Raw genomic sequence first — 20,346 nt, forward strand, 5'->3', positions numbered from 1 at the left:
AATTAACGAAGCTTAATAGACCCGCCATCTACCATGATAGTCTGGCCCGTAATATAATCGGAATCTTCACTCGCTAGGAATACCGCAACACGCCCGATATCACTTTCCAGTTCACCCAATCTTCTCAAAGGGATTTTCGAAATCATGTTTTGGTAATACTCAGGGTTTGCTTCTGCCCATTCAATCATGCCAGGGGAATTAGCAATTGGAGCAATGATGTTTACGTTGATTCCAAATGGACCAAATTCATTAGCGGCTACCCGGGTAATTCCACGGATGGCTTCTTTTGCAGCAGCATATGTTCCTTGATTGGTATCCCCGTTGAGGCCAGCGCCCGATGCAAAATTAATAATTTTACCTTGTGCTTCTTTTAAATACGGTAGTGCTGCTTGCATGAAATAGAAGGTTGGATAGAAGCCTGTATCAAAAGATAAATCGAAATCAGCCTGTGTAGTTTCTTCGATAGATTTCATTCTGGATGCGTGGGCATTGTTTACTAAAATATCTATTTTTCCAAATTTATCAGCTACTTGTTTAGCAAGGTGAGCTATTTTATCGTGTTCCTTGAGGTTCGCTTGAATAAAGATAGATTCAGGTTGATATTCTTGTAATTCTTTAATTGTTTCTTTGCCGGTTTCTTCATTGAGGTCAATAATAGCTACCTTAGCGCCTTCTTTAACAAAAGCCAGGGCCATCCCTTTACCAATACCGCCTGCTCCACCAGTAATAATAGCTACTTTTCCTGCAAGTCTGCTCATGTTGGTATCTCCTTTTTGTGAAAAAAATGTAGTATCTAACTCTTATCAGAGGTAAGGTGTAATTGTTACTTCGACTATATATTACCCAAAATAGTAGCTATATTTACCATGAAGTAGAAACGGCATCATTTACCAGTAAAAATATAGATGGTGACCGACGATGAATGTTCAAGTAGCTGATGAGGCCTGTTCCAGCTCTTATGTACATGTTGAGCGATTGAATTAAGCGGCGCACCAAGTGATGAGCAATTGATGATTCATGTGTCGCTCCAAGTGACGCTGCAAGTGATGCAATAGGTGAAGTATTTATAGAGTAATTAGGGAATTTCTCCCTGAAATTCAGAGATTTCTGTTCATCAGACTTATAATTAGGGAAAACTTACCTGATTTTCGGCCGATTTAGTAACTAATTAAGAAATCCCCTATTTATTAGGGAGGAAATCCCTGATTTCGTGCATTTAGAGCGAATATCGGCTATTTTCAGGGAGTTTTTCCCTAATTAGTTTAAACCCTACCGCAAGCCGTATGAAAAACTCACCTAATATATCGTTCACCGCCCAACTGCCCACCATCCAACCTTCCAACCACCCACCGTCCACCGCTCACCGCCCAACTGCCCACCATCCAACCTTCCAACCACCCACCGTCCACCGCTCACCGCTCACCGCCCACCATCCAACCGCCCAACCCAATATCAGAGAACGCTACGCGTGGTATATAGTCATATGGCACAGTAAAATCCATTACTTTTCTTTTCAATTCCATTCCATAAAAAAGAAGCTGCCCCCAAGTAGAATTCACTACTTTTGAGACAGCCTCTTATGGATATTTATAAAGGAAACCCCATCGAGATTACCGCACCGCCATTTCTTCGGTTGCCTGCGCTGATCTGACCTCCACAACGCTCGATGATTGCGCGGGAAATAGCCAGTCCAAGTCCGGATTCTCCGTCTTTTCCTTTTACAAAACGATGGAAGAGATAAGGAAGCAGATCGTCCGAAATTCCAGGGCCATCGTCACTTACGGATAACAGAGCCCGGCCCTCCTTGACTGAAACATGGATATAGATATGTTGATTAGCATAACGTGCTGCATTGGAAACTACATTAAGAAGCGCCTGTAGCAGCTTATCCCTATCCGCACGGATCGTAAGAGAATCTTGATGATCGTGGGAGATATGGAGGGTTAATTCTTTTTTCATTAATAGAGGGTTCATTCGTTCGATGGTTTCTGTCAGTAGATCTTTTAAACAAATAACCGTAGGCTTGAATATATCTTCCTCGCTGTCCAGCTTCGCAAGTAAAGTCATTTCGGACACGAGCTTCTTCAAGCGGCTGCTTTCGCTCATGATAATGTCTAGCCCTTTTACTACATTCTCACCTTCAAAAACACCATCCTTAATCCCTTCAGCGTAGCCGGAAATGGACATTAAGGGAGTTTTTAATTCATGAGACGCATTCTGGAAAAATTGTTTCTGCACATGGTTGAAACGATTTAATTCATCTGCCATGTCATATACCGATTGAGCGACAGATCCAAGCTCTCCACCAGCTTTAATTAATTTAACATCTGAGAAGTGCCGTTCTTTGACTTTGCGGAGTTCTTGTTGCAGCCTCATTAGAGGTTGAATCAGCTTCTTGGTGATAAATAGGCCAAATAGGAACATAAATGCTCCCGCTGCGCTGAAAACGATCAGCAGTCTTTTGAGCAAAGCTTGTTCAATAGCAGTGACTGCGCTCATAGGGGTTAGTAGAGTTAGCGTGCCTATAGGTGTAGCCTTCACTTCAGTAATATACCGTGTATCTGTTCCATTCCAAATGTTCTGGAGCTCAGTGGCTTGGCCTGTGACACTCTTGGCATCATAGTTTATTGCAATTGAACTCATCTCTGATGATGTGGACAAGACTTTTCCTGTCTCATCGCTAAGAATGGCTTCGACGCCTGCAGTGCTTAGAGAAGGTAAGGTCACCGGCAGAGCTTCCAGCTGAGTGCCAATCTCCCCGATGTATTTACTTTCTTCAGTCAATGTAACTGACATCGCCGCACCAATGGTTCTTAAATCCTCTTTTTGTGTTCCGACAAAATGGTTGAGTAGTACAAAATGGATCACGACTGCAGTAATAGATAGTAGCAATACCAATGCAATACTAAAGGCTAAATTAATCTGATGTGCTAGTTTCATTCGTATGCTCACCCCCATCTGTTCTCATGCGGTATCCGTGTCCCCATACTGCCTCAATGGGCAAATGCTCCAGTTTTTTGCGCATCCGTTTAATGAGATGATCCACGGCGCGATCACTTCCAAAATAGTCGTCCCCCCACACATAGCTCAGCAGCTCATCTCTTGTAAATGCCCGGTTAGGGGCATCGGCGAATACTTTTAGCATGGTGAATTCCTTGCTGGTCAAGTCCACCTCTTCACCACACCAGACTACACGTCTTTCTTCCGGCAATAGTAGAAGCTGGTCGATTTCAAGACGGGTGGAAGTGGTCTGACTGTTCAACTTTTCGGCCTGATTACTCATTTTGTACCAGCGTTGAAGCTGCCGTTTGATCCGGGCGACTAATTCACGAGGGCTGAACGGCTTGACTAGATAATCGTCACTGCCAAGCTCCAATCCTAATATTTTATCCACTTCATTATCTCTTGCGGAGATCATAATGATCGGTACTTCGGCTTCGTTACGAATCCTTTTACAGAACTCATAACCATCCATGCCGGGGAGCATAACGTCGAGTACCCACATATCCGGGGGGCTAGTCTGCCACAAGGTCCATGCTTCCTCAGCGCTGCCAAGGCCGATGGTGTGGTAGTTTTCTTTTTGTAAATAAGCTTCAACAAGATTGCGTATATGTTCATCATCGTCGACTACGGCAATGAGATATGGATTATTCATTTCGGGTTACCTCCAGATTATTCTCCTACAAGTATATCAATCCAGAGGTGGGTAGGGGCGGCTGCCATCGTTTTTCCACAAATTAACCAATGTTCTGCCACACCCATTATGTAAGCTTGGTCTTGTAAGATCATTCGAATCGACGAGGAGTGTTGTATTTATGAATCAACAGATGTTATTTAAAAAGTTAGCGCTGTCCGCCCTGCTAGTGTCCGCCGTTGCTGCACCGTCTGCAACGAACGCAGCAAGTGGAGCGCAAGACGGAAACACGAAAACAACGGCTGCAGCCGTGGTTACTGCTGCCTCTAAAGGAACAATTGCCACTAAAGTAACCACTATTGATTGGGTAGATCCCCTAGAGTTGGCTAAGACCTACGCACCTAATACCCAAGAAGATTGGAAGAACACCTTGGATCAGTATTATAAGGTTGCTGGATTTAGTGTAACCGCACTTGCCGAGCTTGTGCCTGCGGAACTGGTGGAGGGAGTTCAATTATCTAAAGAAATACTATCCACCGAAGCTCTACCTGCAGGATATATTGAAGCTGGTCGTAACCTTGAAGTAGTACCTGTAGTCGATGATATGCAGGTAGATAGCAATATCACTACTTCAATGAAAGCTGTAGACGCGACTTCAATTGCTATTTCCATTCCAGATCTTAGCGACGCGGATAAAGCTTTTTTCAAAGCCCAAGATGATCTGAATAGTGCCGCTAAATCCAAAGATGCGACTGTGATCAAGGAAGCTTTAGCTAATCTGTTGGATCAATATAAAGAGAAGATCAAGGAGCTTGAAACAGCCAAATAACGGCGATTAGCGAGGCTTGCTACAGAATAGAGATACTGAAAAGGGTAAAGATAAAAGACACCTCGCGGGGTGTCTTTTTTGTATGCATATCAATCTTCACGCTTTGCCTTTGGCCCTTACTTGCTTCCGCCAGTTCACACCGATCACCCCGGCGATGATCATCACTGTACCGGTCCAATGGTACCATTCCAGTTGCTCATTCAGCAGAAGTACACCACCGAGAATAGAGACAACTGTTGAAAGACTGCCGAAAATGCTCACGCGTGAAGCTTCCATCCGTGATAAAGCATAGTTGGAGAGGAAGGAGGTCACGAGGGAGGAGAGTACGCCGAGATAGAGCATGGAGAATATAAATTTGGGCTCTTGAAAAGGTGTGAAATACTGATCCAAGGTTCCTGCCGAACCATGCTTAATGATCGACAGTCCATTAAAAAATATAAATCCGAACAAAGTAATCATATAGGTAAGTTCTTTGGGACTCCAGGTACGTGTCAGCTTTCGAGCTGCAACATTATAACCGGCAAGGGATAAAGCTGAGATTAGGATGAGCAAGACGCCCCAAAGACTAGAAGAAGAAATACTCAAACCTGGAATGGCAAAGATAAGAATAATGCCTGAAACTGAGATTAATGTAGAGATCTTTTGGAAGCTGCTCGTGGTTTCCTTCAAGAACATCGCCGCCAAAAGGATGGTGAAGATGGGCATTGTCGCCTGAATAATACCCGCTACAGCGGAGGTTGTATACAGAAGTCCATACGCTTGAAGGGTGAAATACAACGCTGGATACATTAAAGCCAGTGGGATTATCACTGCTGCCTTGGATATTCCAAACTTCACCCGCCCCCACCCTGGAAAAGTAAATAAAGAAGCGGCAAGGAAAGATAACGTGAAGCGATGAGCTAGCGTATCAAAAGGATCCGAGACGGTTAGGGCCATTTTTACAAATATAAAGGAAAACCCGACGATAATAGCATTCATGACAGCTGCTGCTATCGCTTTTTGAGTAGAAGATGTATTCATTAGTAAAGACCTCCAAAGTGTTGCGCGCATTTAGGTACCGGTCCTGTTCTGCTCTTTATTCTAAGGCTAGAGTAGCTGTGCTACAATGTAATTATTATTCATCTGTACCGGTACAGAATAAGCTTGGAGGAAGCTGAAAGGGATGTATAAGTATTCGGAGTTAATCAACGAGCTGGAAGCGCAAATTGCCGAGGATGCGTATCGTGAGGGAGATAAATTACCGTCTATCCGGGAGTTGTCCTTACGTTATGGATGTAGTAAAAGTACAGTAATTCGCGCTTTACAGGATCTTCAGGACAAACATTTAATCTATGCCGCCTCAAAAAGTGGTTATTATGTCATGAAACGAAGCGGACAGCGAAAAGACGAAGGTGCACATTGGATCGATTTTACGGTGTCTGCACCCGACCCGGATATTTTTCCGTATCTGGATTTCCAACATTGTATTAATAAAGCGATTGATATGTACCGCAATGACTTGTTCATCTATGGAACGCCGCAGGGGCTTCCTTCTCTTATTCGTGAAATGCAGCGGCATCTGGCTTCTTATCAGGTATTTGCCAATCCGGATCAGATTTTTATTACCTCAGGTGTGCAGCAGGCGCTTGGCGTATTGACCCGAATTCCTTTTCCGAATGGCAGGCAGCGAGTGCTGATTGAGCAGCCGGGTTATCCGCTTTTTATGGAATATCTGAAGACGTATGGCATTGAGACAGAGGGGATAAAGCGTTCGGATGCTGGGGTGGACTTGAATGAATTAGAACGGTTATTTAAGACAGGCCAGTTCAAGTTCTTTTATACCGTCCCGCGATTTCATAATCCGCTTGGCGTCTCCTATACCCGTACCCAGAAGAAGGCGATTGCTCAGCTGGCAGCTAAATACGATGTGTATATCGTTGAAGATGACTACATGGCGGACTTGGAGCAGGATGCAAAAGAGGATCCGATCTACGCTTATGACGATGCTTCCCATGTGATCTATTTGAAAAGCTTTTCCAAAATTATATTTCCGGGTCTACGTGTCGGTGTCGCGGTACTGCCAGCGGTCCTGTGTGACTCTTTTAACCGATTCAAAAGACTGATGGATATAGATAGCTCTATGCTGTCTCAGGCTGCCCTGGAGTTGTATCTGAAAAGCGGAATGTTCGAGCGTCACCGAAAAAAGATGCGTTCCTGCTACGAAAAAAGATCCACGCTGCTCCATGAATCGATTATGAGAGAGTTAGATACAGCGACAGCACAGCATTATTCCTACCATCCAACCGGCCAGCTTGGTGTGCATACGTATCTGAAGCTTAGTGACAGCATAAAGACAGAACAGATGATCAAACGTCTGCAAAAAAAGTTCATTCGCATCGAAATGGCGGACAGCGGGTATCTGCCCTCTTTTAATAAAGAGAAGATTCTAAAGCTCAATGTATCCAGTGTAAAAGAGCCGGATATTCGCTTTGGCATTGAACAGGTAATGCAAGAAATACGCTGAGAGCGCAGCAATAAATGAGTGGATGATAATGGTGGAAATGCTGGGAGTCCATTGGAGTAGAAATAAAAAAGCGTTCCTCCAGTAACAGGGATCGTTTTTTGGCGTTGTGGGTCGTTGGCAAATCTGGCAGCAGTGAATTGATGGACAGCAGATCTCATTATCGGTACAACTCGCAGTAATCTCTGGTTCTTCTATAAATATCCGAACACATTTTCTGTGCAATCTTCGGCCGAGTCATGCGGACCCAGATAACGTTATTTGCTAGTTTTTAGCCTTTGAAGCAGGTTTTCGGACACCAGCGCCGCTATTCAATTAGAAAGGGGTTATATTGGGTGGTTTTCATGCTAATAACGGCTATGGGGTCCGCTAGCACTCTAAAAATGTGAAAAAGCCGCTTTTAAGGTCAGCTGTGTCCGATAGCGAATTCGCTAAGTGCAAATTACCAAGATGCTTTATTCATTTTTGCTTCGGTAGCGAGTATCAGCAACAAGCGCAAAAAAAGAGACCGGGTTCGGTCTCTTTTAGTTATTTCTCGATAGGAGGTATGAATTAATTCGCAAAAAAGTTCGGCAGGAACTCTTTATTAGCTTCCAGCATTTCGTCCAGCATCCGAATCGCTACGTCCACGGACGGAACAAGCGGGTGATGTGCGAGCGCCTGAAGGGCAAGGGCGCGGTCTCCGGTGACAGCGGCGTCAATCGCCAGCTGTTCATAGGTTTTGACAGCATGAATGAGTCCTTTAGCCATGGTTGGAATTTTGGTCAGTGGCAGAGGTAGCGGGCCGTTTTTGGTGACCACGCAGTTCACTTCAATGCTGGCGTCATCTGGCAGGAAGTCCAATATGCCATGGTTAGCGACATTTAGGGTCTGAATGTCGTTTGATCCGTTATGAAGCGATCTCATGAGATTAACAGCTGCTTCTGAGTAAAAAGCACCGCCGCGCTGTTCCAGCTGCTTCGGCTTCTCGCTTAGCTCTAGATTGCCATAAAGCTCGAAGAGCTCTTCTTCTACACGTTTGACGACTTCAGCACGGTTAATGCCTTGCTTATGGGAGTCCATCTGCTCTTCGAGCATGGCATCGGTCATATAGAAATATTTTAAATAGTATGAGGGCAGTGCATGAAGGGATTGCAGGAATTCCGGGTTCCATTCTCTTGCCGGTACGTTCTTAGCGCTGTAGCTGGTTGTATCTGCAAGCATATCATCCAGCTTGTCTTCACCTTCAACATCGATACGAGTAATCCAGTGCAAGTGGTTGAGGCCCACAAATTCGGCATATACACGGTCTGCTGCTACATTATATTTGGCAGAGACTTGCTTGATCAGGCCGATAGGTGCGTTGCACAGGCCAATACTTTTTACCTTAGAATATTTCAGAACGGCTTCGGTGACCATCCCAGCAGGGTTAGTGAAATTGAGCAGCCATGCGTTGGGAGCCAGTTCCTCGATATCACGGCATACATCCAGAATAACAGGGATGGTGCGCAGTGCTTTCATCATTCCCCCAGGACCTGTTGTTTCTTGGCCAATAACGCCATATTTGAGCGGAATCGACTCATCACGAGCACGGGCATCAAGCATGCCGACACGCATCTGAGTGCTGACGAAGTCGGCGCCTTCGATCGCTTTACGGCGGTCTGTTGTCAGATGAACCTCAATCGGAAGGCCGGATTTCTCCACCATACGTTTTGCCAAGTTACCTACAATATTCAGCTTGCGAAGACCAGGCTCAATATCTACAAGCCATAATTCGCGCACGGGAAGTTCTTTATAGTGAAGAATGAATCCCTCTACTAATTCTGGGGTATACGAAGAACCTCCACCGATAACTGCAATCTTTAATCCTTGGTTAGCTGCCAAGATTAATCACTCCTGTCTTGTAGTTTGTTTGATCGATTCATAATCCTGAAATTTCCGCATTTTCTCATACACTTCACTACTAATGGTCAACCCATCTTGATCCATAGCTGACCATACTGCACCGACTACAGGCTCTGTGGCAAGGGTAACCACTGTTGCCTGAGGGGCTGCAGCGTGTACAGCTTTCTCGATAGGCTGGCGAATCCAACCGCGATCCCCCCGGGTTAGCAGACTTCCTGCCAGCACCACATCGAAGGTCTCCTGCTCCATGCCTAGCTTGTGAATGATAGCTGCCGCAGACTTACCTAGTTCAACCCCTTGCCGATGTAAAATCTCCAATGCTACGGCATCTCCTTCAGCTGCTGCTTCAAAGAGCAGGCGGGCAACATTTACGGGGACTTTTTTCCAATGATCAAGGAAATCGTGAAACATATGCCCAACTTCCTCATAACCTAACATTTTTAGCAGTAAGCCTGTTAATAGGGTGGGCTGTTCCCGGCCGTCCCAAGCTCGGATAACGGAACGAAACACCTCAATATTGAGTGCGCCACCCCCGCCAAAATCACCGTACATATAGTCAAAGCCGCCGCATTGATAATGCTCTCCCTGCAGGTTTCTGCCTGCTGAATTGGTGCCGGTGCCGCAGATGAGCGCGACACCATATGGGCGATTCGTTCCGGCGCGTAGACCGATCATAGTGTCACAGTTAATGGTGTATTTGGTGAATCCTATCTGGCGTATCATCGGATGGAGAATAGCATAGTCGGCCTCGCGATCAGCACCGGCAAGTCCGAGATAGGTATGCTGGATGTCTTCCAACCGGAGTCCGGCTTCAGCCAGCGCCCCGAATGTGGCCTCTTGAATACTGTTGGCGGCCTCAAGGGCGCCTGTCTGGTGGTTGCCGTTACCACTCTTGCCTTTGCCAAGAACATTGCCATGTTCATCGCTTAGCAGAGCATAGGTTTTCGTGCCTCCCCCATCGATCCCCAAGTAGTAAGTCAATGGTCGTCACTCCTAGTGTATAAATTTAATCTACTCAGCTCCGGTAGATTCACGTACGATAAGTTCAGGATCAATCCGCATCCCGGCTCCACGTTTCATCTTTCCGGAGATGCGTTTGAGCAGCATATCCGCGGCTGCCAGCCCGATTTTGTCTGCAGGCTGACGTATTGTTGTCAGATGTGGATGAAGCTGTGAAGCAATATAATGATCGTCATAGCCGACCACTGCCACCTCTTCGGGTACCTGAATGCCCGCTTCCATCAGGGCATTGATGACTCCAAGCGCGATATTGTCATCCCCGGCAAATACGGCGGTGGGCAGCTTTCCTTCCTTCAGCCAACGTTTGCAGGTATCGTATCCCATCCCAATATCGAAATCACCAGGTACGATCTCAAAGGGGGCCAGTCCTTGTTCCTGAAGCGCCTGTAGAAATCCACTGCGCCGCTCCCGCGTACTCCGGAACATTTCCTGACCGCAGAGATGAGCGATTGAAGTGTGTCCCAGCTCCAGCAGATGACGCGTAGCTGCGTATCCCCCCTTGAAGTTGTCGATCGTGATGGAGTAGGTATCATTTTCGGGCTTCTGATTATCTATCAGCACATAAGGAATACCCCGCCGTTTTAACTCCACAATATAATTGTCCTCTTCCATCGGAGAGAGCAGAATTAAACCGTCTACACGATCCTCCTGAATTAAATAATGGCTATCATCCGATTCGATGCCTGTTGAGATGGATATGGCTAAAAAATAACCATGCATCGCTAATATTTCATTCAGCTCTTTGACCACTGCGTCAAAAAAGGAATCTTGCAGGGTAGTGACAATAATGCCGATAATTCCCGTCTTACCGCTTGCCAGACTGCGTGCCGCAGCATTAGGGCGGTAATCCAGCTCTTTAATTGCCTCCAGCACCTTTTGGCGATTATTCTCGCGTACCGATTCGGCCCCATTTAACACCCGGGATACGGTTACAACGGATAATCCGGATTTTTTGGCTACATCAAAAATACTAACTTTCATCTTTAATTCTCCTCACGGCAGATTTTCCGATCCTGTTTTCTACTTTCAGTATACAGGGTTGGCAGACTGTCCGCTAAACGTATGATTTCACGCAGGTATACCGTCCCTAAAGGGGGCGGTATACCTGCCAAACAGTTATCGCTGAATGATCTCTGTAACCTTCTTCTGAATCGTCGCCATCACCTCTTCAACCGTCTTATGTCCAGTTTCTACTGGCTGCAATTCATTAATGAACATGTCATTAATTTGCGAGTAGTTGGTGATTAAGTGGTTATAGGATTCGAAGCCGTAGTTAACAGCACCCTCGTAGACATTTTTGATATCCTGTGGATCGATACCTTCAAAATGTTTATAGTAAGCTTCTGCAGCTTCGGTGTTGACTGGTGGGTTACCGCCACTAAGCTCAATGGATTTCTCTTGCACTTCGCTTGTGATCAGGTATTTGATCCATTCAAAAGCTTCCTTCGGATGTTTGGAGTCCTTCAAGATCAGCAGCGGATCGACATAAAGGGTGCTACGTACCTTATCGTTGCCTCCCCATGGTACAGCGGCTACGCCAATTTTGAAGGGGAAGTCATTTGCACCTGCAAGGTTCCATGAGCCTCCGATAGACATGCCGATTTTACCAGCAACAAAGGGATCACCGTTCTGTCCAGCTACACTTTTGCTCCATTCGGAAGAAGGAGAGACTTTATCCTTAAAGACAAGATCAAAAAGCTTGTTGTAGGCAGCGATCACTTCAGGGGAGTCAAAATAAGTCTCGGAAGGCACGCCGCCATTAGTCCATGTATCTTCTGAGTAAGGCTCCGCTCCAAAATATAACGGCCGCATATCGCGTTCGGACCAAGTGAAGTCTACGCCATATTGAGTTTTGGCGATATCATCGGATACAAGCGTCATTTGTTTAGCTTCATCGACCATTTTTTCAAACGTCCAGCTCTTATCTTCATAATCGCTTGTTGGATAAGTCAGTTTGGCAGCATCAAACATGTCTTTGTTATAGAGCATTAAGGTGACATACATATTGACCGGGATGCCGTAAGTGTGATCTTTAACCTTGTAGATACCCATTAGATTCTCTGGGATACTATAATCCTCTGCCTTGAAACCATCCTCTTTCATAAGGTCGGTCATATCGAACAACATACCCTTATTGTAGTATTCTGCGAAACCTCCATACCCCCAGTGACTTGTCACGTCGGGCGATTTGCCGCCGGCAATTAGCGTTTGCAGCTTGCTGTCGAACTGCTCATAAGGCGCTTTTTCCACTTTCACTTTAATATTCGGATGCTGCTTCTCGAAATCAGGGATTAATTTTTCGACAAATGTGCGGTCTTCTGAATCTATTGTGTAATGGGTAATCGTTACCGTTTCTGCTTTGCCTCCAGAATTAGTAGAGTCACCGTTTCCTCCAGATAGGGCGTTACCCGCCGATTTGCCGCCGCTACAGCCTGATAAGGCTAGAACAACGAGCATGGTAGCTGCAAGTAAAAGCGCAATACTTTTCCTGTTCTTGTTCATTAGCTAAACCCTCCATGATTTCAAGTATATTTGGCCGCCGGATGGCGGATTATTACTTAATCCCTGTAAGTACAATCCCTTCGACGAACTGTTTCTGGGCTACAGCAAACAGCGTAACGATTGGGACCATAGCTAGAACCGAAGCAACCATTAGCAGATGCCAAGGTGGAATGCGGAACCTCGATGAGGTAAGAGAAGCCATCCCGACGGGTAGCGTGAACTTATCTGATGAGCTTAAGTAAAGCACTGGCGTAAGCAGATCATTCCAGTTGTAGATAAAAGCAAAGATAGCTACGGTCGCAAGTGCAGGTTTGGAGAGTGGGATTGCTATGGTAGCCCACATCCGTATTTCACCACAGCCATCAATGCGTCCGGCATCAAACAGCTCTTCAGGCAATGTGGAGAAGAATTGGCGCAGCAGAAAAATATTATAGGCTGAGCCGAAGAAAGCAGGCACGATCAGGGGTAAAAAGGTATCTATCCAGTTCATTTGCGAAAAGAGTACAAATTGCGGAATCATAATGGCCGGATAGGGTAACATCATGGTGCTCAGCAGCAGGATGAACCACACCTGATTACCTGTACCTCTGAATCTGGCGAATCCATAGGCAACCAGCGCCGAAGAAATCAAGGTTCCCACAACACTAAAGCCGGCGATAATCAGACTGTTTTTATAAAGAGTATCGAACTGCAGGGTATCAAATATTTCTGTGTAATTGCTCCACTGCCAGCTCTCCGGAAGAAAGGTGGGTGGGAACTTCAGCATCTCGCGTTTGGACTTAAGTGAAGTGGAGACCATGAAGAACAAAGGAAGCAGCATCAGAAATGTTGTAACTACTAGAGTAATAAAGCTGAAAATCTTAACAGGCTCCGCTTTCCGGCGGCGGTTTGTTCCTTTAGTCCGGGGGCTTAGCGCTCTGACTGTACTCATTTGCGTCCGCCTCCTTCATAGTGAACATAACGGTTAGACAATTTCATAATAAGTGCGGTGCACAGCATAACTACGATAAGGAGCACCCATGCCAAGGCTGAGGAATAACCGGCACGATATTCTTTGAAAGCGCTGGTGTAGAGATTATAGACATAGAACCAGGTAGAGTAATTCGGCCCCCCTTGAGTCATGACAAAAGCTTGGGTAAAGACTTGGAAGGAATCAATCAGTCCCATAATCAGTTGGAAGAGCAGCACGGGAGAGATCATCGGTAAGGTAATGTTCAGGAAGATTCTGAAGCGCCCGGCACCGTCAAGGTTAGCGGCTTCGATCAAGCTAGCCGGTACGCCTTGCAGACCTGCAAGGAATAAAATCATTCCTGAGCCTGCTGTCCAGAAAGTCATGATGATCAAGGCATATAGTGCAGTGTCTGGGTTCATCAGCCAAGCCGGTCCATGAATGCCGAACCAGGAAAGGATGTAATTGAAGAGCCCGATCTGCGGGTTGAAGATCCAGTACCACAGCAGGGACATGGCCACGCCGGATACCATGCTTGGGAAATACATTGCTGTTCTGAAAAAGCCGCGCAAAGGAATGGTCTGGTGAAGCAATAGTGCAAAGCCAAGACCGAGCGCAAGCTGGATAGGTACACCGATGAAGGTATATCTCAGCGTGACAACCACCGATTTCCAGAACAGGTCATTGTGAAACATCTCTGTGTAGTTAGCGAGCCCGATAAATTTAGGTGGGTGTATGATGTCATAATCAGTAAAGCTGAAGTAAAGCGATGATAAGATAGGATAAAGGGCGAATACTAGGAAGCCGATAATCCAAGGAGAAATGAACAGATACATGTAGAACGTCTGCCGCCTGTTCTCGCGATTGATCATGACACACCAACCTCTCGTTTTAAAAGTATAAGCGCTTTAACTTTTGATCATGCTAACACTATTAATTAGCAATAATACTAGGTACCTAGAGATTAAAGTTTAACCGCTTTAACTTTTTGTTTCGCTTTAATAAGCTTATCATAGAGGATGATCTCTAAATAATCAACACTTATTTTAACTATAAAAGCGCTGTCAGTCATTAAACGTAACATACAGTCTGTCATTTTTGTGAAAAAGGGACCTGAAATAAGATTCGGGAGATTATTGTGTTAACTATTATAACGCAATTTTATTATTTTTTATTAATATTCCTCATGCTATGATTAGGTTTGGTCATATTTTGTTAGAAATGAGGAAACTGAATGACGACTAGACCTTACTTAAAAATGATCCAGCATTCTGTTACAGCCTCAGGGATTAGCTTTGAGGAAATTACACCGAATTTCGTATATAGAGCGACAGATGGAGTGAAATCATTTGTGATGGTAGACGCTGAGATCGGACTAAACAACAGTGCTTCTACGATCATTGCCATGAGTAAATCTCTAACTTATGATGTTTTGCATAAGGCGAATATCCCAGCCGTAGAACATATTTATTTGCCGCATCCTGACTCCAAATTTAGCAATTTGAATCCTTATCCATTGGCTGAGCGTTATTTCCAAGCGTGCAATGGGGAGGTAGTTATGAAGCAGGATAACGGGGCGCAGGGAAATCATGTGTACAAAATCAATGAGATAGCCGATCTGCATGAAAAGCTGGATTTATTATTTTCTTTACAGCTTAATGGGGCAATAGGTCCTTATTATGAAGCGGAGATTGAGTATAGAATTGTAACTTTTAATCATCAGGCGCGTGTATTCCTTGGCAAAAAAAGAGTTCGTTCGTGGAAGCATAATTTGATTAACGGAGCTGTTACGATTGAGGTGAAAGATCAGGCCAAACAAGAGGCGCTGGCGGAGCTTGCCTCCTGGACCTCTAAAGCGCTGGGCCTTGATTTCTGCTCAGTAGATATCTTAGAGACAAATCAAGGCTTGATGGTGATTGAGGTCAACCATAAGGTGATGTTAGATGAATATTGTAAGCAAAATCCAAGTGAAGTACCTGGCCTCTCAGACCTTTACAGGGAAGTTATTCTTCAGCGTATGAATCAGTTATAAGCCGATATTCAGCAGCGATTGCCCGAATAATCTTTTGGCATTTCCGATTAGAGTTTGCGTACCCACGATTACAATAATCTCCGAAGGTGATTGTTCTTTAACATACGTAAGAGCATCCTCTAAATAAGGGAATTCGGAACTTTTTTCGAGAAAACTTTTAGCGATAAGCAGGGCATCCGTTGGGAAAATTAGATGGCTTATATCGGGTTTGGTTACGATTAGTTGATCCGAGACTGTACTCATGACTTCGATGACCCCTGTGTAATCTTTATCCTTAGGGACACCGATGATGGATGTGACGGTACGGCTGCGCTCAGGATTCACTAATTGAATAAGTTCAGCCAGATAGCTTGCAGAATCTCTATGAATAGCTCCGTCAATAATCGTCAGTGGGTCATGATAGATAACTTCACAACGCCCCGGCCATTGTAATTGTTCAAAACAGTGATGTACGATCTTCTGATCAAGGGGTCCCCCTGTAATCTCTTCACAAAGTGCGACTGCGCTGGCAGCATTGACCGCTTGAAACTGTCCCAATAGCGGAAGGGTCAAGGCTGGATAAACGGCTGGCTTCGTCCGGACATCAAAAGTAGTTCCGACAGAAGTGGTTGTGATAGATTCAGCTAAAAACTGTTCTTCATAATATTGCACAGGGTTGGAGGAGAGGTTGTCCTTCATGATCGCAAGAACGTCGGATTTCTGTTTGCTAACATAGACGTTTGTTGTGTTGTTTTTGACAATCCCCAGCTTGTGCAGTGTAATGCTGTTCAGATCAGGTCCCAAATGGGCTACATGCTCTTCCATAATCGGGGTAATGACAGCCCAGTCATTGCTCAGGACATTGGTGTCATCAAACCTTCCTCCTCTACCGCATTCAATCACATTGATATCTGTACCCTTCTCCTTAAAGTACAAAGCCGCAATAGCCAAAGCAACCCCAACCGGACCTTGATATTCATCAGCAGCAAGCTGCTCTTCGATCTGGTGGAAGCCCCCGCGAATTACATTACCTAATCGCACAAAATCTTCTGTGGCTATTGCCTGCCCATTGATCCGGATTCTTTCGTTGAAATCTACCAGGTGAGGGGAGGTGAATAACCCCACTTTATAACCCAAGTGACTTAACAGAGAGGAAATAAATCTAGAGGTGGAGCCCTTACCTTTACTGCCTGTGATCAGTATGTATTTTTGATTGCGATCCGGACTTCCGACTGCATCCAGTAATGCTCTGGTTAACTCCGGTTTTCTAACTTCTTCATCCAAAGTTTCTGTAATGTTGTTAATGGCCCTTAGGTAAGAGCTGTAGATCATATCTTCTACTTGGGATTGTGAAGTGAATTCCACGGAAATCCCTCCATTTAATTAATTTTGGCGCGTTCCTCAGATAGTGTTGTGTAGATGATAATCGGAAGTAACACAAGAGAAATGATGACGGTCAGAGCGATGCTCCAGTTCAAATCCTTATATAGCTGTACTATGGTGAACAACAAAGCGATAACAGGTAAGACTAGTTTATTTAAGTGCTTTAGGAATAAGGAGTACATACTTCTTTTTACGGTAACTGATGTGCCGATGCTTGGGATTTCTAACTCGTTACGCGATAAGGCGGTGATCCCGATAAATAAGTGGCTGTCGATAAATTTAAGCTGCTCATTATCCGCATAAAGCTTGACTGACTGGGCAATATGCTCCGTATCGATGTCTAAGATGGGGATGGTGATTTGTTTGGAATTATAGGAGATCACGATCTGATCTGTTTCTTCCATGCCTAGCAGTTTTCTAACATTCGGATGAATTCTGCATAAATTCTGGTGCTCATCAAAAGGGTAAGGATGACCCACTCTGAGGGTGAGCTCTCTTTTGCCAATAAAAAAGTTCCCTAATGCACTTAAGGGCCGTTGGATCAGTTGATTTATAAGTTTATGTATGCCTGGCTTGGGTTGAGAACGCGTCCTAGCGCGAGTAATGATTAATGGATCATGCCCCTCGGAATGGGTTTCAAGCAATAACATGATGTATCTGTTGAAGTAAAGGGTATTCGGTTTGGCTGTGCTATCTTCTCGTAAAGTTAGGTTTACCCGGAAGCCATTTTTGGGATTGATAAGTTCTACTTGATTCGTATATTTACGGACGAGTGCTGGACAGGCTTTTACATAGGGTTTGGCAATCTCGTCCACTTTAGGAATTCCCCGAAGAACTGTGTCGTATTCTGGCTTCGTTATTGTTAATCCTGTAGTCAGGCAGTCCCCGAGCTTGTCCTTTGCCCGCTTGGATAATTGGATTGTACCTCTTGGCACCTCATCTGCCGATAAAATTAAACAGCTGACTTTGACACCATTCTCTGCTGTAAGATCAACGAAGATATGCTGCACTAAACCTAATTCCTTTAACTCTTCGGAGTTCATTGTGATTTCTTCACGAGGTTGAAGGCTTTGTTTGTCTAGAATAGTAAAGGTTTGCTCGATAATAATGTCAGACACCGCCCAATAGTTTAATGATTTGTTCAAGGGAATGAATGGTTTTTTGGAATAAATCAAACGCATTCGGGTTACGATAATTTCGATTAATTTCAATTTGAATACTTTGAACTAACAATTCCTTAGTGCAATATGAAGTAATCGTTCCAGGATGGGATGCAGAAAATGTATGATTTTGTCGAACATTGGTAATACCATTATTGTTAAAGATGCCTATGACGTCATTTAAATTATTCTCTCGTATAGAGGTTCCGTACAGTGTCCCTAGGTCAATATCAAACTCTCGAAGTTTGGAAGCTCCGTGCAGATCGATCACAAACTGAATGCGATGTTCTTTGACAAGCGCTCGTAGCGCAGCCTTATATTCTCCACCTAAGATGTAATTTGGGTCTTCTTTGGAAAAGCTATTCGAATAAATACAGTAGCAATTGGTGAGCTTTTGTAACAAGAGGGCAAGGGAGCCTGTATACATGTCAGCTGGTTTTACAGCATGTTCTCGAAAATGATTAATGGCATGTGGAGCTGAGACTAGTACAGGAAGGGAGCCTTCTACAATGGAGTAAGAGGGAGCTACCCCGATATCGCCAAAATAATTATTATTGGAGAATTGTAGCTCATACTGTTCGATCAGAGATAAAATATGCAATCACCTATTCATAGTTATTTAATGGGTCGTTAACCATTAGTATGTCCTAAGCATTCACCATTCATGAATAAGGATGAATCTATTATAACGCTTGCAAGGTTTGCCGTGGGCAGTTTTTCCATAAAATGATTCTAAAAGATTGGCTATTGAAAAGTTCAAAATGGTGTGCTAATATTTCAATTGAAAACGTTACCGATAAGGATACCGAGAAGGATACCAAAAAGTAGGCTGGGGATTACTTAAGCAAATGAAAACGCTGACATAATTTTCACTAACAGCATCGGAACGTCTTCATGCGAAGTAATCTAATAAAAAGTACGAGGGGGAAGAAGAATGAAGAATATCAAAAAATATTTAGGGCTCATGTTAGTAATGTCTATGGTTGTTGTCTTAGCGGCAGGATGTGGGAATAAAGAAAATAATTCTGCATCCAATGATGGAAACGCTACATCTGGTAAAAAAGGGTCAGTTTATTTCTTGAACTTCAAACCTGAGATTGCAGAAATATATGAAAAGATTGCTAAGGATTACGAAGCAGAAACAGGAGTTAAGGTAAAAGTCGTAACGGCTGCTGCGGGTACTTACGAAACTAAATTGAAATCCGAAATCTCCAAGTCTGAAGCGCCAACTATTTTCCAAATTAACGGACCTGTTGGTTTTCAATCCTGGAAAGATTACACCTTGGATTTGAAAGATACTAAGCTTTACAGCTATCTGTCCGACAAAAGCTTGGCTGTAACTGAAGGTGAAGGCGTGTATGGTATCCCTTACGTAGTTGAAGGATACGGCATTATCTACAACGACGCAATTATGAAGAAATACTTCGCTTTGGCTGATAAAGCGGTATCGATCTCCTCCACAACTGAGATCAATAACTTCGACACTTTGAAAGCAGTAGTAGAAGATATGACGGCTAAAAAAGACCAACTGGGCATTAAAGGTGTATTCGCCTCCACTTCCCTCGCTGCTGGTGAGCAATGGAGATGGCAGACTCACCTTGCAAACTTGCCGCTGTACTATGAATTCAAAGACAATACTGAGTTTGACAACACCGTTCTTGCGGGTCTAGCTTCTAAAGAAGTTGAATTCAAATACAACGATAAATTTAAAAACATCTTCGATCTGTACATCAAGAACTCTGTAACTAAAGAATCCTTGCTGGGTAGTAAATCCGTAGCTGACTCCATGGCTGAATTTGCACTTGGTAACGCAGCTATGGTTCAAAATGGTAACTGGGCTTGGTCACAAATCAACGATGTTGACGGTAACGTAGTTAAAGCTGAAGAAATCAAATTCTTGCCTATCTACACAGGTATGGAAGGCGAAGAAAAACAAGGTTTGGCTGTAGGTACAGAAAACTATTTCGCAATCAACAGCAAAGTATCTGCTGAGAACCAACAAGCTTCTATCGCTTTCCTGGAATGGTTGTTCTCCAGTGAAAAAGGTAAAGCTTATGTAACTAACGATCTAGGTTTCATCGCACCATTCAATACCTTTGAAGACAGCGAAAAACCAGCAGATCCACTTGCTAAAGAAGTATCTGCTTGGATGGAAAAAGATCTTACTTCTGTAGCTTGGACATTCGCAGCATTCCCAAGTGAAGAATTCAAAAACGTCTTTGGTGATGCGCTCTTGCAATACGCTCAAGGAAACAAAACTTGGGATGAAGTTGTAACCATCTTCAAGGACACTTGGAAGGCTGAAAAAGCAAAATAATAAATGCATGGAAAGATGCTTGAATAACTCTCAGTTGTCATACAGATAAAAGCTTAGTGCCACTGGGCTCCCTCGGGATTCAGTGGCACTAAGCAACAATTGGAGTGGATCTTGCTACATCTGTTTCATCATTTTCCATACTGAGATAGGAGAAGAC

At 44.3% G+C, this 20,346-nt stretch carries 17 protein-coding genes; 4 read left to right on the forward strand and 13 right to left on the reverse strand.

The window, feature by feature from the left end; translation table 11 throughout:
* Nucleotides 1-2: 2 nt before the first annotated feature.
* The 3 genes from MHB37_RS01165 to MHB37_RS01175 form a co-directional block, all read right to left on the reverse strand.
* On the reverse strand, nucleotides 3-758 hold the full coding sequence (locus MHB37_RS01165) for an SDR family oxidoreductase (protein WP_339189136.1): 756 nt from the start codon (nucleotides 756-758) through the stop codon (nucleotides 3-5).
* Between the two features lie 829 nt (nucleotides 759-1,587).
* Complete coding sequence (locus tag MHB37_RS01170) at nucleotides 1,588-2,940, reverse strand: cell wall metabolism sensor histidine kinase WalK (protein ID WP_076192593.1); 1,353 nt, start codon at nucleotides 2,938-2,940, stop codon at nucleotides 1,588-1,590.
* Nucleotides 2,918-3,655: a response regulator transcription factor gene (locus tag MHB37_RS01175; protein WP_405168859.1), complete on the reverse strand. Its 738-nt coding sequence runs from the start codon at nucleotides 3,653-3,655 to the stop codon at nucleotides 2,918-2,920. The genes MHB37_RS01170 and MHB37_RS01175 overlap by 23 nt, the downstream gene beginning before the upstream one ends.
* Before the next feature lie 160 nt (nucleotides 3,656-3,815).
* On the opposite strand from MHB37_RS01175, the gene MHB37_RS01180 reads away from it, so the two are divergent.
* Nucleotides 3,816-4,463 (forward strand): hypothetical protein, encoded by a 648-nt coding sequence (locus MHB37_RS01180; protein WP_339170775.1) that lies wholly within the window; start codon nucleotides 3,816-3,818, stop codon nucleotides 4,461-4,463.
* Nucleotides 4,464-4,559: 96 nt separating this feature from the next.
* Here MHB37_RS01180 and MHB37_RS01185 read toward each other — a convergent pair whose 3' ends face one another.
* Nucleotides 4,560-5,483 carry a DMT family transporter gene (locus tag MHB37_RS01185; RefSeq protein ID WP_405168860.1) on the reverse strand — a complete coding sequence of 308 codons (924 nt, stop codon included), beginning with the start codon at nucleotides 5,481-5,483 and terminating at the stop codon, nucleotides 4,560-4,562.
* A gap of 142 nt (nucleotides 5,484-5,625) precedes the next feature.
* Here MHB37_RS01185 and MHB37_RS01190 point away from each other — a divergent pair, with 142 nt between their 5' ends.
* The gene (locus tag MHB37_RS01190; RefSeq protein WP_076126949.1) at nucleotides 5,626-6,966 is read left to right on the forward strand and encodes a PLP-dependent aminotransferase family protein; all 1,341 of its coding nucleotides are present in this window, start codon (nucleotides 5,626-5,628) and stop codon (nucleotides 6,964-6,966) included.
* Between the two features lie 549 nt (nucleotides 6,967-7,515).
* On the opposite strand, the gene MHB37_RS01195 is transcribed toward MHB37_RS01190, so the two are convergent.
* The 6 genes from MHB37_RS01195 to MHB37_RS01220 all read right to left on the reverse strand — a co-directional run bounded on the left by MHB37_RS01195 (nucleotide 7,516) and on the right by MHB37_RS01220 (nucleotide 14,190).
* On the reverse strand, nucleotides 7,516-8,826 hold the full coding sequence (locus tag MHB37_RS01195; protein WP_076186244.1) for a 6-phospho-beta-glucosidase: 1,311 nt from the start codon (nucleotides 8,824-8,826) through the stop codon (nucleotides 7,516-7,518).
* A 6-nt stretch (nucleotides 8,827-8,832) separates the two neighbouring features.
* Entirely contained in the window at nucleotides 8,833-9,828 is a 996-nt protein-coding gene (locus MHB37_RS01200) for an N-acetylglucosamine kinase (protein ID WP_036687222.1), read from the reverse strand.
* 30 nt (nucleotides 9,829-9,858) lie between these two features.
* Complete coding sequence (locus MHB37_RS01205; protein WP_036687224.1) at nucleotides 9,859-10,848, reverse strand: LacI family DNA-binding transcriptional regulator; 990 nt, start codon at nucleotides 10,846-10,848, stop codon at nucleotides 9,859-9,861.
* A gap of 135 nt (nucleotides 10,849-10,983) precedes the next feature.
* Nucleotides 10,984-12,369 (reverse strand): sugar ABC transporter substrate-binding protein, encoded by a 1,386-nt coding sequence (locus tag MHB37_RS01210; RefSeq protein WP_076306818.1) that lies wholly within the window; start codon nucleotides 12,367-12,369, stop codon nucleotides 10,984-10,986.
* 52 nt (nucleotides 12,370-12,421) lie between these two features.
* Complete coding sequence (locus MHB37_RS01215; protein ID WP_405168861.1) at nucleotides 12,422-13,300, reverse strand: carbohydrate ABC transporter permease; 879 nt, start codon at nucleotides 13,298-13,300, stop codon at nucleotides 12,422-12,424.
* Nucleotides 13,297-14,190, reverse strand: a complete 894-nt coding sequence (locus MHB37_RS01220) for a carbohydrate ABC transporter permease (RefSeq protein ID WP_036687229.1) — start codon at nucleotides 14,188-14,190, stop codon at nucleotides 13,297-13,299. The genes MHB37_RS01215 and MHB37_RS01220 overlap by 4 nt, the downstream gene beginning before the upstream one ends.
* 362 nt (nucleotides 14,191-14,552) lie before the next feature.
* Between MHB37_RS01220 and MHB37_RS01225 the strand changes: the two genes are divergently transcribed.
* Complete coding sequence (locus MHB37_RS01225; protein WP_076310074.1) at nucleotides 14,553-15,350, forward strand: RimK family alpha-L-glutamate ligase; 798 nt, start codon at nucleotides 14,553-14,555, stop codon at nucleotides 15,348-15,350.
* Here the strand turns inward: MHB37_RS01225 and MHB37_RS01230 are convergent.
* From MHB37_RS01230 to MHB37_RS01240, 3 genes are all read right to left on the reverse strand, one after another.
* Nucleotides 15,345-16,694, reverse strand: a complete 1,350-nt coding sequence (locus tag MHB37_RS01230; RefSeq protein WP_340011745.1) for a Mur ligase family protein — start codon at nucleotides 16,692-16,694, stop codon at nucleotides 15,345-15,347. The two genes, MHB37_RS01225 and MHB37_RS01230, sit on opposite strands and share 6 nt — an antisense overlap.
* 14 nt (nucleotides 16,695-16,708) lie before the next feature.
* A complete protein-coding gene (locus tag MHB37_RS01235) occupies nucleotides 16,709-17,755 on the reverse strand; it encodes a hypothetical protein (protein ID WP_405168862.1) in 1,047 nt (348 codons plus the stop codon).
* 67 nt (nucleotides 17,756-17,822) lie between these two features.
* Nucleotides 17,823-18,473 (reverse strand): N-formylglutamate amidohydrolase, encoded by a 651-nt coding sequence (locus MHB37_RS01240; RefSeq protein ID WP_341088246.1) that lies wholly within the window; start codon nucleotides 18,471-18,473, stop codon nucleotides 17,823-17,825.
* Nucleotides 18,474-18,806: 333 nt separating this feature from the next.
* Here MHB37_RS01240 and MHB37_RS01245 point away from each other — a divergent pair, with 333 nt between their 5' ends.
* Nucleotides 18,807-20,189 (forward strand): ABC transporter substrate-binding protein, encoded by a 1,383-nt coding sequence (locus MHB37_RS01245; RefSeq protein WP_076126963.1) that lies wholly within the window; start codon nucleotides 18,807-18,809, stop codon nucleotides 20,187-20,189.
* Nucleotides 20,190-20,346: the final 157 nt, after the last annotated feature.

This window comes from Paenibacillus sp. FSL H3-0286, from assembly GCF_045040705.1.
GTDB classification, from domain to species: domain Bacteria; phylum Bacillota; class Bacilli; order Paenibacillales; family Paenibacillaceae; genus Paenibacillus_AQ; species Paenibacillus_AQ odorifer.